13 protein-coding genes are annotated in these 17,810 nt (G+C 42.0%); 4 read left to right on the top strand and 9 right to left on the bottom strand.

Annotation, left to right across the window (positions count from 1 at the left end):
* Nucleotides 1–152 precede the first annotated feature (152 nt).
* Nucleotides 153–866, top strand: coding sequence for a DUF2846 domain-containing protein (locus tag C3420_RS07335; protein WP_103800306.1), 714 nt, complete (start codon nt 153–155; stop codon nt 864–866).
* Nucleotides 867–933: 67 nt separating this feature from the next.
* Here C3420_RS07335 and C3420_RS07330 read toward each other — a convergent pair.
* Nucleotides 934–2,009 (bottom strand): IS3 family transposase gene (locus tag C3420_RS07330; RefSeq protein WP_103800307.1). Its coding sequence is split into 2 segments (ribosomal slippage): nt 934–1,757 and nt 1,757–2,009, totalling 1,077 coding nucleotides; the frame shifts between segments, so codons are not numbered across the junction.
* 116 nt (nt 2,010–2,125) lie between these two features.
* On the bottom strand, nt 2,126–3,652 hold the full coding sequence (locus C3420_RS07325; protein ID WP_004813196.1) for a fumarate hydratase: 1,527 nt from the start codon (nt 3,650–3,652) through the stop codon (nt 2,126–2,128).
* 656 nt (nt 3,653–4,308) lie between these two features.
* On the opposite strand from C3420_RS07325, the gene C3420_RS07320 reads away from it, so the two are divergent.
* The gene (locus C3420_RS07320; protein WP_004813194.1) at nt 4,309–4,548 is read left to right on the top strand and encodes a DUF2171 domain-containing protein; all 240 of its coding nucleotides are present in this window, start codon (nt 4,309–4,311) and stop codon (nt 4,546–4,548) included.
* A 319-nt stretch (nt 4,549–4,867) separates the two neighbouring features.
* Entirely contained in the window at nt 4,868–5,620 is a 753-nt protein-coding gene (locus C3420_RS07315; RefSeq protein ID WP_103800308.1) for an IclR family transcriptional regulator, read from the top strand.
* Between the two features lie 53 nt (nt 5,621–5,673).
* On the opposite strand, the gene C3420_RS07310 is transcribed toward C3420_RS07315, so the two are convergent.
* The 6 genes from C3420_RS07310 to C3420_RS07285 all read right to left on the bottom strand — a co-directional run bounded on the left by C3420_RS07310 (nt 5,674) and on the right by C3420_RS07285 (nt 15,190).
* A complete protein-coding gene (locus tag C3420_RS07310) occupies nt 5,674–7,170 on the bottom strand; it encodes a CoA-acylating methylmalonate-semialdehyde dehydrogenase (protein WP_103800309.1) in 1,497 nt (498 codons plus the stop codon).
* Between the two features lie 49 nt (nt 7,171–7,219).
* Entirely contained in the window at nt 7,220–8,377 is a 1,158-nt protein-coding gene (locus tag C3420_RS07305; protein ID WP_103800310.1) for an iron-containing alcohol dehydrogenase, read from the bottom strand.
* 36 nt (nt 8,378–8,413) lie between these two features.
* The gene (locus C3420_RS07300; RefSeq protein WP_103800311.1) at nt 8,414–9,802 is read right to left on the bottom strand and encodes a GntP family permease; all 1,389 of its coding nucleotides are present in this window, start codon (nt 9,800–9,802) and stop codon (nt 8,414–8,416) included.
* A 248-nt stretch (nt 9,803–10,050) separates the two neighbouring features.
* The gene (gene pta, locus C3420_RS07295) at nt 10,051–12,189 is read right to left on the bottom strand and encodes a phosphate acetyltransferase (protein ID WP_103800312.1); all 2,139 of its coding nucleotides are present in this window, start codon (nt 12,187–12,189) and stop codon (nt 10,051–10,053) included.
* 53 nt (nt 12,190–12,242) lie between these two features.
* Nucleotides 12,243–13,466: an acetate/propionate family kinase gene (locus C3420_RS07290; RefSeq protein ID WP_103800313.1), complete on the bottom strand. Its 1,224-nt coding sequence runs from the start codon at nt 13,464–13,466 to the stop codon at nt 12,243–12,245.
* 461 nt (nt 13,467–13,927) lie between these two features.
* Nucleotides 13,928–15,190 (bottom strand): glutamate-5-semialdehyde dehydrogenase, encoded by a 1,263-nt coding sequence (locus C3420_RS07285; RefSeq protein ID WP_103800314.1) that lies wholly within the window; start codon nt 15,188–15,190, stop codon nt 13,928–13,930.
* A gap of 325 nt (nt 15,191–15,515) precedes the next feature.
* Between C3420_RS07285 and C3420_RS07280 the strand changes: the two genes are divergently transcribed.
* On the top strand, nt 15,516–16,853 hold the full coding sequence (locus C3420_RS07280) for an alpha/beta fold hydrolase (protein WP_103800315.1): 1,338 nt from the start codon (nt 15,516–15,518) through the stop codon (nt 16,851–16,853).
* Nucleotides 16,854–16,906: 53 nt separating this feature from the next.
* Here the strand turns inward: C3420_RS07280 and C3420_RS07275 are convergent, their stop codons facing one another.
* Nucleotides 16,907–17,773, bottom strand: coding sequence for a class I SAM-dependent methyltransferase (locus C3420_RS07275; RefSeq protein WP_103800316.1), 867 nt, complete (start codon nt 17,771–17,773; stop codon nt 16,907–16,909).
* Nucleotides 17,774–17,810: the final 37 nt, after the last annotated feature.

The raw sequence follows: 17,810 nt of genomic DNA, 5'->3' as shown, positions 1-17,810 counted from the left end.
TGAAACGTGCGAAAATGAACTGTTTTCGCACGTTTTTTATTTTCAAAAATAAATCACAATGTTAATCTCGTTTCTTAGGCGTGGACGCCTGATCATTCATATAAATTTATAAAAATGTGCATAAAATAATAAAGACGCAGTGAGGGATAAGCATGCGTGGAGCCGCAATTGTACTCATCAGCAGTTTAGCCTTGATGGGGTGTCATTCGAAGCACGCTGTTCAGGAACAGCAACTGACATCAACACTGAAAAATATCGATCTGAACAAAAAACCGGGTTTTGTCGAGCAGCATAAGGTAGGCATGTTCACGATTGGTGGATGGGTTAATCAAAAGCTGGGTCAACGTTTTACACCAGTGAAACCGCAACATGAACAGGCAGCAATGGTTTACTTATATCGTCCAGATTCGAAATGGAACCGCCAGGAAATTGTGGCTGCCAGTATTTTTATCAATCAGGAACGTATTCCAAGTCTGTTGCATAATCATTATTATTGGGTTGAGCTGCCACCGGGTATATATCGTCTGAGTACCAGCCGTCCGCTCGGTGCACTGCATTTCCAGAAACCGAAATATCTGGATTTTAGCGTGGAATCTGGCAAATCCTACTTCATTAAATATGACGAAGAAAATATAACGACTCGCCGTACAGCTACAGGTCCGCTAATGCTGATGCCTGAAACTGTAGGTTTAAATGAAATTGCATTTACCCAGCTTAAGTCGGATAGTTTTAATTTTGTTGCCCAAGATCAGGATACGGGGAAACTTCGCAAGAAAGCCCAGAAAATTAAAGCCATCGAATATAATCCGACTGAAGACGTACAATTGACTACCCCATTTAAGTTATGGGATCCGCGTACTTGGTAATTAAACCTTTATAGGAAAAGAGTACAATGGTAATCCTCCCATAAATAACCGAAGTTAAAAGTAGAGGTTAAGCAGCCATTAGAGGTGGCTTTCCTTTGTTAGCTTGATGTGGTCTTTCATGGTTGTAATGCCACAACCAGTTTGTTGCATAATCTTGTACTTCATCCAAAGTATCAAATAAATGCTTGCTCAGCCAACTATAACGTATGGTCCGATTATAGCGTTCAATATACGCATTCTGCTGTGGCTTACCCGGTTGAATATATTCAATACGAATACCGTGCTCAGTAGCCCAGCGCACAAATTCGGGACTGATAAATTCGGGACCATTATCGCATCGGATCACTAACGGTTTTTCTCTCCACTCCAGCAATTGATTCAACGTACGAATAACCCTGATTGTGGGCAATGAGAACCCTGCTTCAATGGCTAGGCCTTCGCGGCGGTAATCATCAATCACATTCAATAATCGAAACTTGCGACCATCGGAAAGCTGATCATGCATAAAATCTAATGACCAAACCTGATTTTCTCGGATTGGTTCTTTCAATGGTTCAGGCGCATGCCGTTTTAGTCTTCTTCTCGGTTTAATACGCAGATTCAGTGCCAACTCACAGTAAATGCGGTAAACCCGCTTGTGATTCCAGCAGCAACTCTCAACATGCCGTAAATACGAGAAGCACAAACCAAAGCCCCAATCGGAATTTTCCTCAGTGAGTTCAATGAGCTGTTCAGCAATGAGTGCATTGTCATCGCTGAGATTGGCTTGATAGCGGTAGCAGGTTTCACTAATGCCAAATGCTTTACAAGCCAAACGAATACTAATGGCATGCTGGGCAACTGCCTGTTGTGCCATCTTACGCCGGCAAGATGGCTTTACCACTTTTTTGCCATCGCTTCCTGGATGATTTCGGCCTTTAATCGCTCTTCCGCATACATCTTTTTAAGTCTGGTATTTTCGGCTTCTAGCTCTTTCAGTCGAGCCATTAATGATGTATCCATACCACCATATTTGGCACGCCATTTATAAAAGGTAGCATTACTCATGCCGTGTTCACGGCAAAGGGTCGCTACAGGTGTGCCAGATTCTGCCTGTTTCAAGATGGACATGATCTGACTGTCAGTAAATTTAGATGTTTTCATGCAGAATCTCCTGCTCGTATCTTAAGAGAAAATTCTACTTTTAGATCCTATTATTTTTAGGGGGGATTACCCAATAAAAAAAGCACCCATCAAGGGTGCTTTTTTTGCAGATTAAATTAGCCTGCAGCAGCGTCAACTACTGGAATCTTGCCAATTTTAGCTTGCCAGATTTTTGGTGCAGTTGCGTGTACAGAAGTACCGTTTACGTCGACCGCAACAGATACAGGCATGTCTTTCACCACGAACTTGTAGATTGCTTCCATACCAAGGTCAGCAAATGCTACAACTTCAGCTTCACGAATGGCTTTAGATACCAAGTATGCAGCACCACCCACAGCCATGAGGTAAGTCGCTTTGTTGTCTTTGATGGCTTCAACAGCAGCAGGACCACGATCCGCTTTACCAATCATGCCAAACATGCCAGTTGCTTCAAGGACTTGACGTGTAAATTTATCCATACGTGTAGCCGTGGTTGGACCAGCAGGACCTACAACTTCGTCGCCTACTGGATCTACAGGACCTACGTAGTAGATGAACTTGCCTTTAAGATCGACAGGAAGCTCTTCACCGTTGTTCAACATGTCAACCATACGTTTGTGAGCCGCGTCGCGACCTGTATAGATTGTACCGTTAAGAAGTAGGGTATCGCCTGGTTTCCAAGCGTTCATTTCTTCTTGAGTAATCGTGTCTAGGTCAACACGTTTAGATGATGATGAATCCCAAGTTACTTCAGGATAGTCTTCAAGTTTCGGTGCAATAATGTTTGCAACACCTGAACCATCAAGCGTGAAGTGTGCATGACGCGTTGCAGCACAGTTCGGAATCATGCCGACTGGTTTGCCCGCAGCGTGACATGGGTAATCTTTGATTTTGATGTCGAGAACAGTGGTTAAACCGCCAAGACCTTGCGCACCGATACCCAGAGCATTTACTTTTTCGAAGATTTCGATACGAAGTTCTTCAAGTTTATTTTGTGGACCACGACGAAGAAGTTCGTCCATGTTGATCTCTTCCATCAATGCTTCTTTTGCAAGCATCATAGCTTTTTCAGCAGTACCACCGATACCAATACCCAGCATACCTGGTGGACACCAGCCTGCACCCATTGTTGGAACAGTTTTCAGTACCCAATCCACGATTGAGTCAGATGGGTTAAGCATTGCCAGTTTAGATTTGTTTTCTGAACCGCCACCTTTCGCTGCAACAGTGATGTCAACTTTATTACCTGGAACAAGTTTGTGGTAGATCACAGCAGGGGTGTTGTCTTTCGTATTCTTACGACCGAATGCAGGGTCAGCAAGTACAGACGCACGCAAGACATTAGAATTTTCTAGGTAACCTTGACGTACACCTTCGTTGATCGCATCGTCTAAGCTCATCGTTAAATCGAATTTAACGTCCATGCCCACTTCAACGAATACGTTTACGATACCGGTATCCTGGCAGATTGGGCGGTGGCCTTCTGCACACATACGAGAGTTAATTAAGATTTGCGCGATCGCATCTTTAGCCGCTTTGTTTTCTTCACGGTCATACGCACGACTCATCGCCTGGATGAAATCTTGTGGATGGTAGTAAGAAATGAACTGAAGCGCATCTTTAACCGATGTGATCAAGTCATCTTGCTTGATAATAGTTGTCATACAAAAATCTCTTGAGCGGGCTGATAGCTAGCGGGCTAAATTATATGACAAAACATAAAAGTTGTGGGACGTTTTACAGGGCTTTTGGGCGAAAGTTTAATGTGCGCTTATCTATCTAGAGATAAATTCTATCGCGTCATAATTTGACTAAAAACTGTCATAATAACTGTCATATTTCATGTTATAAAACCCAAAAAATAGTATTTATTTTATTAAATATTTGAAATTAATAACTATTTTAAAAATAAAATACTTCGTATATTGTCATATAACTGTCATAAAACTTTCGCATAATGCACACATCGAAACGAAGAGATCCTAAGACAATGGTTACAGGTATTTTGATGGCTAGCGGTTTTTGTGTATATATCGCGGCGACTTGGATGTACGGTCAAAAAGAAGATCAAGCCTAAGCTTAATCTTCTTTTTTTATGCTAAAAAAATTATAAAAAAACTATTCCCATATTCTCTAAACTGACAATCCCCTAAATCTTTCCATCAATTCGTTACGCTACTCACTTGTTGAAACACACTGTATTTTTATCATTACACTATTAACCTAGTAATACTTAAAGTCTGATAACCCTTACACACAGTCGAATTTTTATTGCCTAGACTGATTTCTCTCAACTTCTATTAATAATAGGGCAATTGTAATGACTACAGTAAATCCAAGTGACATCAAGGAACATGCATCAGTAATTGCTTCAGACGGGACACAAGTTGGAAAAGTGGACCATTTAGAAGGCCAAGATTCAATTAAATTAACAAGAAGTGATGACGAAAATAATGAGCATCATCTGATTCCGTTAAGCTGGGTCAGTGAAGTGAAAGGTGATCAGGTCATTTTGAATAAAGCGGCAGATGATGTCCGTAATGAATGGACCACGATGTAAGTCAAACTACTTTTCTTTAACTCATATCTCTTTCTATAAGAGTGATAAGAAAAGCAAATGATTTATCAAAGAATGCCAGTCGAATCGACTGGCATTCTTATATATGCAATTTTTAAGAATTAAAAAAAACCATCCACTGCGTCCATTGAATGATGAAAGCACAGATAGAGAATGGGGTTGGCAGGTTAGTGGGCTGCTTTAATCATTAATATTTTATTAATAGATAGTAAATTCGATTTTCATAGATTAATTTAAAAGGTAACTCTAAAATAAAGAGCGCGAATGAAAATCATAAATTGTATAATCTTATGAGGGATGAATGAAAAAGGGATCATCGATTACACGAGTATTGGATATTGTAGAAGCAATTTCTACAGCAAAGCATCCTCCCACTCCCTTGGATTTGTCCATTCAACTTGATATCCCTAAGCCTAGTATTCATCGACTGTTGCAGACATTAGAACAGGAAGGTTTTGTTACCTATGATATGTATGGTGGTTATATTATTGCCGACCGTACCTATAAGATGCTGATATGCACATGGGAACAAGAGTCTCGAAAAGTTGAACGACTGGCGATTCTTCAGAAATTATCCAATCAGATTAATGAAACTTGTGGGATTGCTATTTTAAATAATAATCAGATGCTTTATACCGACCGTGTACAAACCAACTGGCCATTACAAATTTACTTACCTGTAGGCTCAGAAGTACCTTTATGGTGTACCTCGAGTGGAAAATTATTTTTAAGTTATCAGCCGAAAAATAAACGTAAAAATATTGTTGAGCATTTACCTATTACTCAACTTACTAAAAATACGATCACTAATCCTGAACTTTTAGAACAAAACTTGGAAGAAATTTTTAATAAAAAATTAGGAACAGATAATGAGGAGTTTGTTGCGGGTATGGTGGCTTGCTCTGTACCTATTCAAAAAAATGACAATATTGTAGCCTGCTTATACACTCATGCACCCACGATAAGAAAATCATTAGATGATTTGCTAGCATTTGAGCCATTATTAAGAAGTGCAGCACATGAACTGAGTAAACTTATTGAAGATAAAGAATAAAAATGAGCAAATCTTTAGAAGATTTGCTCATTCGTAGAGGTGAATAGTTGAAATTAATTTAAGGTTGGCATAGAGAATTGCGCACCTTCTCTAATATTGGCAGATGGCCAACGTTGCGTGATTGTCTTACGGCGGGTATAGAAACGAGCACCGTCCGGACCATAAGCGTGTAAATCACCAAATAATGATCTTTTCCATCCCCCGAAACTGTGTGATGCAACTGGTACTGGTAGTGGGATATTAATCCCTACCATCCCAACTTGAATGTGGTCTGAGAAATAACGTGCAGCTTCACCATCACGAGTATAGATACAGGTCCCATTCCCGTATTCATGTTGATCAATCAGGTCCATCGCTTCTTGCATGGTATTTACTCGCAAGATTTGTAACACGGGGCCAAAAATTTCTTCTTTATAGCTCACCATGTCTGAACGTACCTGATCAATGAGTGTAGGTCCTACATAGAAACCATTTTCATAGCCTTCAGGGGCTACCTGACGGCCATCTACTACAATAGTGGCACCTTGCTGTTCTGCACTATCGATATAGCCAATTACTTTAGCTTTATGTTGAGCGGTAATCACTGCACCAAAATCATTACTTTTGTCAGAAAAATGACCGAATTTTAATTTTTGAATCTCATTTTTTAATTTTTCAATAACTTGATCAGCAATTTCATCACCTACTGCGACAGCTACTGATAAAGCCATGCAGCGCTCACCAGATGAACCAAATGCAGCACCAAGCAAAGAGCTAACGACATTATCTATATCAGCATCAGGCATAATAATGGCATGATTTTTTGCTCCGCCTAGAGCCTGACAGCGTTTGCCTTGTGAAGTAGCAGTTGTATAAATGTATTCAGCAATTGGGGTAGAACCTACAAAGCTGATCGCTTGTACACGAGGATCATATAATAAGGTATCTACCGCTTCTTTATCTCCATTTACAACATTTAATACGCCATCTGGTAAACCAGCCTCTTTTAAAAGTTGGGCAATAAATAGTGTAGAAGATGGATCTCGTTCTGAAGGTTTCAGTATAAAAGTGTTCCCACATACAATTGCCATTGGGAACATCCACAGTGGAACCATAACAGGGAAGTTAAATGGTGTAATGCCCGCAACCACACCCAAAGGCTGCATTTCACTCCAGGAATCAATATTAGGTCCTACGTTTTTACTGTATTCGCCTTTTAGGAATTCAGGAGCACCACAGGCATATTCTACATTTTCAATACCACGTTGTAGTTCACCTGCTGCATCATGAACTATTTTACCGTGTTCACTACCGATCAGCTCGCAGATTTTATCTGCATTTTTCTCAAGTAATTCTTTAAATTTAAACATTACCCGAGCACGTTTGAGTACAGGTGTGTTACGCCATTCTGGAAAAGCGGCTTCTGCAGCAGCAATGGCCTGTTCGACTGTTTGCTTACTTGCAATCGCAACTTCATTTTCTGAAGTACCAGTTGATGGATTAAAAACTGGTTGAGTGCGATGAGATTCTAAGCAAGTTTCACCATTAATAAAATGTCCGATAGTTGTCATAATCTAATTCCTTAAATAAATATGATTAGGTGAATTTTTGAATGCTGAATTACCAAAGCTTGTTATAAAGTTCGACCATTTCTGGAATAGAGGGTACACGTGGGTTATTACCTGGTGAGCCAGAAGCTAAAGCCTGTTCTGCCATAGTCTGAACGACTTCATCAAAATATGTCTTTTCAACTCCAAATTCCGCAAGAGTAGGAACTTGTAGTTCTTGATTGATTTGAATAAGTGCAGATACTAATTTCTGGTTGGCCACATCATCATGATCATCAATATGTGCGACCCCAATGGCACGGGCACAATTAGCATAGCGTTCAGATGCAGCTGCAATTGAGTATTCAGTAATCATGGGTAATAACATGGCATTGGAAAGGCCATGGGGTACATGGAAAAAAGCACCTAATGGTCGACTCATACCGTGAACGAGAGCCACGGAGGCATTTGAAAAGGCGATACCGGCCAAGGTAGATCCAAGCATCATGCTTTCTCGCGCAAGTTCATTGCTTGGTTCCTGGTAGACACGTTGTAAGTTAGGACCGATCAAACGCATAGCAGCGATAGCCTGTGCATCACTATAAGGACTTGCTTTTTTACTCACATAAGCTTCTATGGCGTGGGTTAAAGCATCAATACCTGTATCTGCTGTTGTCCGGGCAGGTAAAGACATAGTTAATTGATAGTCTACGATCGCAGCAATAGGGAGAAAGCCTATTCCCGCACAGAGCATTTTTTCACTTGTTGTATCATTGGTAATAATCGTAAAACGTGTACATTCAGAGCCGGTACCAGCTGTCGTTGGAATGGCAATAATAGGCAAACCTGTTTCATTGACCTGGCGAGGAAATTTATAGTCATGAATCTCACCACCAAACTTTCCCAAGATACTAATAGCTTTGGCACTATCAATTGGACTACCACCGCCAACTGCGATAATTGAATCATATTGACTTGATCTAACTTTGACTACACCTGCTTCAATAGAGCCCGATGTCGGTTCTGGGATAGTTTCATCAAAATATTCAGATGTAATATTTGCCTCATTGAGAATATTCTGGATTTCTGAAACATAACCCAGCGAGACCATCACTTTATCTGTGATAATAAGTGGCTTGCTGCATCCTATGGTTTTTAATATTTCTGGGAGTTTAAATCTTGAGTTTTTACCAATTTCCATAATTCTTGGTAAATTAATAGTATGGGTCATTCATATCTTCCTTTATTAATAACTTTCCAACTTGTTTTAGAAAGAACCAAACATTGTTCCAAGTGTAATAACACCAGTCAGTGCAATTAATGGAATAATGACTGCGACGACAAACATGTCGTAATAGGATTGTTTATGTGTCAGTCCACATAAAGTAATAATGGTAATCACCGCGCCGTTGTGAGGGAGAGAGTCTAGTGCACCAGAAGCCATGGAGGCGACACGATGCATAAGTTCTGGATTGATTCCGAATTCAGTTGCCAAATTCATATAGGTTTCACCCATCGTATTTAAGGCAATACTCAAACCACCAGAAGCAGAACCTGTAATACCGGCTAAGACATTAATTACGATTGCTTCTGAGATCAGAGGGTTATGAGGTGCAAGCCCTACAAGAAAGTCTCTAAGAATGAGGAAGCCAGCTAAGGAAGCGATAACTGAGCCATAACCTACTTCTGATGCTGTGTTAAAAATAGGCAAGAAAGAAGAAGATACACCTTGTTGTAATGACTCTTTAACATCAGCAATCCTGTTCCAGTTACAGAAAATAATAGTTAAACAGGCAAGTACTAAGGCGCAGATAATGGCCCATAAACCAACAACAGAGTTAAGAGAGGTATTACCAAATTTATCTGTGGCTAAATATGAAACGTCAAGCTGAGGTAAGATCAATTTAGTTAAAACAAGGTTTGCCACAATCACCACAATAATTGGGACAAATGCGATCATCAAGCTAGGACCTGCTTGGTGACGCGGGCCTTGATGATGTTCTATATGATTCCCATAGCCCTCATTATTTGCAGCAGCATGCGCAATTCTGCGATTAAGCCACCACATACCTGCAATTAGCATAAAGATTGAGGAAATTATTCCCAAACCAGGTGCTGCATAAAGATCTGTTCCAAAGAAAGGCATTGGAATAGCATTCTGAATCGCTGGTGTACCTGGTAATGCAGTCATTGTAAAGGTCAATGCACCTAACATGATTGCACCTGGAATCAACCGTTTAGGGATATTTAGTTCTCGAAATAATGCGGCTGCAATTGGAAATACGGCAAAACCAACAACAAACAGTGAAACCCCACCATATGTCAGTACTGCGCATGACAATACAATTGAAAGCATTGCACGGTGATGACCTAATTTATTTACAAAGAAGTTAGCAATAGTATTTGCTGAACCCGAGTCATCCATTAATTTCCCAAAAATGGCGCCAAGTAAAAATAACGGGAAATATTTGATGATGTAACCACCGAGGCCAGTCATAAAAACTTGCGAGTAAAACCCGAGTAATTCATGACTATACCCGCTCCAAAGCACGGCAAATAATGATAAAGCAGGTGCCAAAATAATTACGCTAAATCCTTTATATGCTAGATACATGAGCAATATTAAGGATAAGACAATTCCTATCAGTCCTATCATGGGCACACATCCTGTCTATTTTAAATATTCTTATAATTTCCATATAATGATACGATTCGTATCATTATTGATGTATATAATTTATGCAAAAGGAAGTCAAGCTCTTTTGGCAATGTATTTCTATTACTAAACAAAATTATTAATAGATGAATTTTTACATGAAAAATAAATATATGTTTTAAATATAAAATTATTTAAACAGAATAAAAAACCACCCTTATGGGTGGTTTTAAAAATTTAGAATATATCTATTGATCTTGCTGATCTGCCTGAATCGCAGTGAGTGCAATAGTAAATACGATATCATCCACCAAGGCACCACGTGACAAGTCATTTACTGGCTTATTCAGGCCTTGCAGCATTGGGCCAACACTCACCACATTTGCTGCACGTTGCACCGCTTTATAAGTAGTGTTACCCGTATTCAAATCCGGGAAGATAAAGACATTGGCACGACCAGCTACTTGGGAATCCGGTGCTTTTTGGCGCCCCACGCTTTCAACCGATGCAGCGTCATATTGCAATGGACCATCAATCAACAGGTCAGGGCGACGTTCCTTGGCAATACGGGTAGCTTCTGCCACTTTCTCTACATCAGCACCGGCACCAGAAGTTCCGGTAGAGTAAGAAATCATAGCAATACGTGGGTCAATACCAAAAGCTTTTGCCGAGTCAGCAGACTGGATGGCAATTTCTGCCAGTTGCGCAGCATCCGGATCCGGATTAATCGCGCAGTCACCATATACATATACTTCATCTGGTAACAGCATAAAGAACACCGAGGAAACCAGTGAATAATCTGGCGCAGTCTTAATCAGCTGGAAGGCTGGACGCACAGTATTTGCAGTAGTGTGAACTGCACCAGATACCAAGCCATCCACCTGATCAAGGGCTAGCATCATCGTGCCTAAAACAACAGTATCTTGCAGCTGCTCTTTGGCTTGCAGTTCATTCAGCTTGCCTTTACGCAGCGTTACCATTTTTTCGACATAGTTGTCTCGAATCAGGTCAGGATCGACAATTTCTAAACCTTCTGGCAATTCAATGCCACGTGCTTTGGCAACTTCCAGTACGGCTTCAGGCTTAGCCAGCAGAATACAATGCGCAATACCACGTGACTGACAGATAGCTGCAGCCTGAATGGTACGTGGCTCATCACCTTCAGGTAGCACAATGCGTTTTTTTGCTGCAATCGATTTCTGTACCAGCTCATGACGGAAAGCAGAAGGAGACAGGCGTGGCTTGTAGGTGCCATTTAGCATCTGAATCAGCCAGTCTGGATTGATATGGCTAGATACAAAACGAGTAACCTGATCAGCACGTTCTGTATCATCAACTGGAATTTCATTGCCAAGATTGGCCAGCTTCTGCGCAGTTTCAAATGTGCTTAATGGGGTATGTAAAATCGGCAGGCCATGTTTAATTGCAGACTGGCAGAAACCTAACACCTGTTCGTTTGGCTGATGTTGCTCAGTCAGGACTAACCCCGCCAGTGGAATACCATTACAGCTCGCCAGGCTACTTGCCAGCAGCACATCGACACGGTCAGAGGCAGTAATGATCAGTTCACCCGCGACAAATTTATGCAGTTCATGTTCAATGCTGGATGCAATCAGGCTGCTGTGCTGAACACGGCGTTGAGCCGCTTCACCTTGATGGATCCATAGCGCAGAAATATGTGCAGCCAGATCGGACATACGTGGCACGCTCAGAGTTTTACTAAACGGAACCAAGCCAATCACTGGAAGCTTTTCAGAGCCGATATATGGATGGGTTTTCTGAATAGCTTGTACAAACTGTTCAGTTTCAGCAGTCAGACGCAGTTCTGGATCAATGGTCACTGGAATCTGGGCAGATTCTTCAGGTAAGCCTTTGGTACGCATGAACAGGATACTAGACAGGCGTGTTGAGCTTGCACCACCAAAATTGCGAATCTGATTTTCAACTTTTTCTGCTGTTTGCACTGGATGACGGATATCGGCATTGCTGACAATAACCACTTTGGCATCGAGTGCCTGAGCCAGAGAAGCATTCAGTTCATCGACAAAGCTGTCACGACCATTTGGCACTACACCTTCTACAATAATCAGGTCGTGATTGCGGGCAATTTCACGATGCAGACGCACGGCATCTTCTAGAAGTTCATCCTGCTCGCCATGACTGAGACGTTGCATCATTGCGTTATAGCTGATGGGTTCCACAGTCTTTGCGTTGGAGATATGACGATACAGGGCAGTGGTACGGTCTGCCGTATCCGTAATTTCCTGAGAAAATGGTTTGACAAAACCAGCCTTTACACCTTGGCATTCCAGTGCGTAAATCAGGCCTAAGCATGCTGACGTTAAACCAACGCCTTCCCCAGTCGGAACTAATAGAATGGTCTTCATAGCGTATTCAAATATCTAAAATCAAATAGAAGGTATAGGAATCCTACGCTTGCTTAAGCAAGCGTAGCCTCAGGTTCAGACTTTTTTGCAGTGGTGTTCTCCACTTCCTGCTCAACCACGCTGTGGGTTTCTTTGGCGATACGGCCTTCTTCATCGGTTGGTACGACCCAGATTTGTGGGCCTGTACCATTATCGATGCGACCTTCAGTACCACGCTTTAATACATTATTAGCATCTTTATCGAGGTTAAAGCCAAAATGTGGCAGGTAAGCCATGGTTTTTTCACGGATATAAGCGGAGTTTTCACCGATACCACCTGTGAAGAACAGACCATCAAGACGCGGTAGACCACAGCTTAAAGCGGCCAATGATTTCGCTAGACGGTAGCAGAATACTTCAATCGCAAGCGTTGCATCTTCATTGCCATTTTCAGAAGCTTCGATCAGCGTACGCATGTCATTAGACAGATTGTCTGATAAACCGAGCAAACCACTTTCTTTATTTAGCATTCTGTCAATTTTATAGACGTCCCAGCCCAGATTCGCTGCCAGGAAGCTATGCAGACTTGGGTCAACATCACCACTACGGGTACCCATTACCAGACCTTCCAGTGGAGTCAGGCCCATAGAAGTATCGACACTTTGCCCATTCCATACGGCACAGGTCGAACTTCCATTACCCAAATGTGCTGTTAACCAGCCACCTTGTTTGAAGCTGCCAGCCAGTTCAGAACCGCGCTCAGATACATAAGCATGGCTGGTACCATGGAAACCGTAACGGCGTACACCAAAGTCAGTGTAAAGGAATTTCGGCACGGCATAACGGTAAGCATGTGCTGGCATGGTTTGATGGAACGCGGTATCGAATACTGCAACCTGTGGCAGATCAGGGAACAGGCGTTGCGTTGCTTCAATTCCAATCAGGTGTGCTGGATTATGTAATGGTGCAAGCGGGGTAGCTTCACGAATTTTTTCAATAATTTCATCATTGATCAGTTCGGCTTTAGTCAAGCTGCCGCCGTGGACCACACGATGACCAATCGCATCTGGTTTATAATTGGCTAGACGCTCCAGACCAACTTCTAGTGCTTTTTTATGATCTGCAAATGGGATATGGATGTCTACCGGTTCATTGCCGATAGTCACACCTTTAATACGGGCATTTTCTGTGCCTAAGTTCTCAGCTAAGCCGTGAATACGGAAATTCTGTTCTTCAAGTAATAAGGCAAACTTGATTGAAGAAGAGCCACAATTAATAACTAATACTGATTTAGACACGATTGTTTACCCGATTCTAATTAAAATTCTCATCCATTTGATTGATCTATTTTGTGCGCCTAGGCGATGCAATTTAGATCAGTGATGCAGTTGTAACATGCGATATTTTTCTGTCCTAGATAGACTTTAGGTGATTAGACTTAAGCACTATCGATCATTTTGTCAGTTATAATTAAAATTTATCAGTTCATCGTTTTCATTTATCAATGAAATAGTAGTAAAAGCAGACCTCATTCAAAATAGCGTTGAGCCAATAAACCTTATAAAGCATGCTAAACAGATTCACTTTTTATAGTTTATACATTGAATTGCTAGAAATTTAAACAAGCTACAAATTTCCAAAGATAATCTTCATAAAAGGTGACCTAAAGGTTCACTGAGCTGGATTTTTATTTTCTTCATTTAGTTCTATAAAAAATCAGCCCTGCGAACAGAGCTGAAAATGATTTTTTACCGCATTGTTATTGACGAATCTGACCGTCACCAAATACGATCCATTTCTGTGAAGTCAGACCTTCAAGACCAACCGGTCCGCGGGCATGAATCTTGTCGGTTGAAATACCAATTTCCGCACCGAGACCATATTCAAAGCCATCAGCAAAGCGGGTAGAGGCGTTAATCATTACCGAGCTTGAATCCACACCAGCTAAAAATTCGCGCGCAATACTGTAGTTTTCAGTGATGATTGAATCGGTATGATGTGAACCATATTTATTAATATGTTCAATCGCTTCCTCAACGCCAGAAACCACCTTGACTGCCAGGATCGGACCAAGATATTCGGTATACCAGTCTTCTTCTGAAGCAGGTACTGCATTTTCCAGAATACGGCGAGTTGCAGGACAACCACGCAGTTCTACCTGCTTTTCTTCATACAGTTCGGCAATACGTGGCAGGAACTCTTCCGCAACTTTTTCATCGACCAGCAAAGTTTCCATGGCATTACATACGCCGTAGCGATGAGTTTTAGCATTCAGGGCAATAGGTAAGGCTTTGAGCAAGTCAGCCTGTGCTTCTACATACACATGACAATTACCGTCAAGATGCTTGATTACTGGTACACGCGCATCATTGGTAATGCGTTCAATTAGGCCCTTACCACCACGAGGCACAATCACATCGACATATTCAGACATGGTAATCAGCTGACCCACTGCTGCACGGTTTGTGGTATTGATCACTTGCACGGCTGCTTCTGGTAGGCCTGAAACCTGCAAGCCGTGCTGAATCGCTTTGGCAATGGCCTGGTTAGATTCAAGTGCTTCCGAACCGCCACGTAAAATAATGGCATTACCAGATTTCAGTGCTAAAGATGCTGCTTCCAGGGTCACGTTTGGACGTGATTCATAGATCATGCCGACTACGCCAAGAGGTACGCGCATTTTGCCCAGCTGAATACCAGATGGACGATAGGCCATATCGGTAATTTCACCAATCGGATCGACCAGGCTAATCACATCATTTAAGCCCTGTAGCATGCCTTTGAAGCGTGCGGGAGTCAGTTCTAAGCGATCGAGGAGAGCACTGTCCAGATTATTGCTATGCGCTTTGGTCATATCAATCTGATTGGCAGCCAAAATCGCAGCTTCACTGTTTTTTAAAGCAGTATAAATTGCTGACAATGCATCATTTTTTGTTTGGGTGGACGCACGCGCCAAGATGCGTGAAGCCTGACGAGCCTGCTGTCCTACCGTTTGCATATATTGTTCAATAGACTCTTGCATAGCGGTTCGATCACTTAGAAATATCCTTCTGATATTAACAGTCTGAGCCGATACAATGAAGTCTGCTGGCGAAATTTCATGTGCTTTTACAATCGTTAAACATTTTGAAATCGTTTTATCTTTAAAAGCAGACAAGCGGTTGCAAGATTAGTTGCTTGTAAAAAGAACCTCTGTATAGAATGAATGACAGCGACATTGATGTCGAATTCAATAATAAATAAAGAGTAGGACGTGTATTCAGGTCTTTCACATTTGATCTTGAAGCATGAAATCTCTCAATAATTGCTTGCACAATAAAAATAAGGCAAGGATGGAGGAAAGGAAGATGAATTCCATTATCCAGATGGACCACCACCGCATTGAGCAACACAGCCACTATGCGTTTTTTGATCTATACGATAAAAACAGTTTTAAACAGCCACCACGTACGACCTGGATGGATGGCTGGAAAATTGAATATATGGCAATCGCCCGCCCTGAAACCCTGCATATGACACCGATGGTTATTATTGGTGGGGCATTTCAGAACTTTAATTCCTATAAATACTGTGTAGAACAGCTATTCGCTGCAGGTCCAATCATCCTGATTGACTTGCCTTCAATGGGTGCTAACCAGCAGATCACCAATGTGGATACTGGCATCTCTGCAGGCTCTCTGGAACTGGAAGATCTGGCAGGCATGCTAGGACGCTGGCTAGAGCAAATGTGTTTGCCTAAGGTTGCAGTATTGGGCATGTCATTAGGATCTGTCGTGGCTTCCTGTCTGGCGGATCAGCGTCCTGAGCTGGTGGATCGCATGATCCTGATGGGGGTGATGCAAAAAACCCGCAAGAGCTGGCGGATGTTGCTGGAAGAATCCCTGCACCTGATGAAAGAAGGGCGTATGGACGAGTTTGGTCAAGCTGTCATTTTGTATCTGGTCAATCATGCCCGTTTAAAAGAAACCCGTATGTCACCGACGGCCAAGCGTCTGTTCTTCAGACAGATGGCAGAGTTTACCGCAACTGAGCAGGATCGTTATGATGTTAACTGCAACCGTCTATTACGCCTGAAACATGTGCCCATTCCACAATGTAAAGTACTCGTCGCTTGCGGCCAATATGACAGTTTCACCCTGCCGCATGAAAATGCTGGCTTTGCCCTACAGTGCCCAGACATGCAGTATGTACAGATTGCCAGTGCCGACCATGTACCACAGCTGCAGCGCCGTAAAGAAACCATGCATCTGTTCGCCACTTTCCTGCGTGATGAACCTGTAGATCAGCTGGAAGGGATTATTCCCTTTACTCGGGAACAGATGCTAAAACTTGAACGTCGTGGTGAAGACCGTATTCCGGTACAAGAGCCAGAACGTTTCCTGAGTCATCGACACTCGGATCTGCGTTTGCCTACCACTATTGTGGATTTAAGTTTCTTTGGTGTCTTATTTGAAATGGAAGAAGCGCAGGTGCAGCAGGCTATTCAGTATCCAAGGGATTTGGCTTTGCATCTGGAAGATGAAGAAGGTGAGTTCAAAATTGAATGCCTGATCTTCCAGCATGATGAAACGCAGATTCGTGCCTTGTTTAAGCACGGTAGTTTTGAAGTGGCGGAACGTTTGCTAGGTTTTGTGCAGACTCAAAAAGCTCTACTTGAAGCACAAGTGCTGGATGCAGTCGTTTAGAATGCTCCCGACCTGAATTTGAAAGTTAAATAGATACTTTGAAAAAAACAGCGTTATTCAACGCTGTTTTTTTTGGTCGCATGAATCATCCAGACTAGATCACCTAAATGCTCATCTTGCTCAGATGCTGGATTGGACTGCTGAGGTTGGGCAAAATAGCGCTGCGGCTGTTTTACTTCTACCGCTATAAAACCGGTCTGCTGACAAAACTGCTGTAATTCTTGGGGGGACTTAAAGTGGAAAGTAAAAGCACTATGTGACATAAACTTCAGTAAACGGCTGCATATCCAGATAAAGCTGGCTAATCGGTTCTTCACCGGTTCAGGGTAAATATCGCTGAGGTAATGAATTTCCGGAAAGCGTTGTCCATACTCGGTAATACCTTTTAATAAGGTGTGCAGCATGTCCTTGTCAAAGTAGTTGATCAGTCCTTCGCTAATGACCACTAGTGGTCGTTCAGAATCAAAAACCTGAAAAATATTGACAAGCTCTTCACTAAAAATATCAGCGGTCAAGACTTCTGGTGCATCCTGATCCAGAATTTTCAGCGCCTGAGTTTTGATCTTGGCCATATCTGGCAGATCAAGTTCACGGTAATTGATTTCAGGAAATTTTTGTCTGAAATTCCAGCTACGCGGAGATAGTCCGCAAGCAATTTCCAGTACTTGTAGCTGTGGGTGCTGAGTAATGAGCTGACAGAGATGTTCATCAATCATCTGGTGGCGCTGTTTTAAGGTAGTACGCATACTGCCGCCCACGTGCTTTTCAGCCCAGGTTTCCAAGGGATGAACCAATGCAGCGAGAAATTTACCTCGCCCAGTCGCAAACACTGGATGAGAAATTCCCATTTGGTACCAGATATAGCCGGTATAGTGCGCAGTAAAAGAGATATGTCGATGTTGCGAGAGTGGTTGTGTCATGTCTTCCTGACCTTATTGTTATTGTATAAGTTTTTGT

It is taken from the genome of Acinetobacter sp. ACNIH3, from assembly GCF_002918965.1.
Classification (GTDB): Bacteria; Pseudomonadota; Gammaproteobacteria; order Pseudomonadales; family Moraxellaceae; genus Acinetobacter; species Acinetobacter schindleri.
Note: the sequence above shows the minus strand (reverse complement) of the source record. Positions and strands in the feature narration are given on the sequence as shown.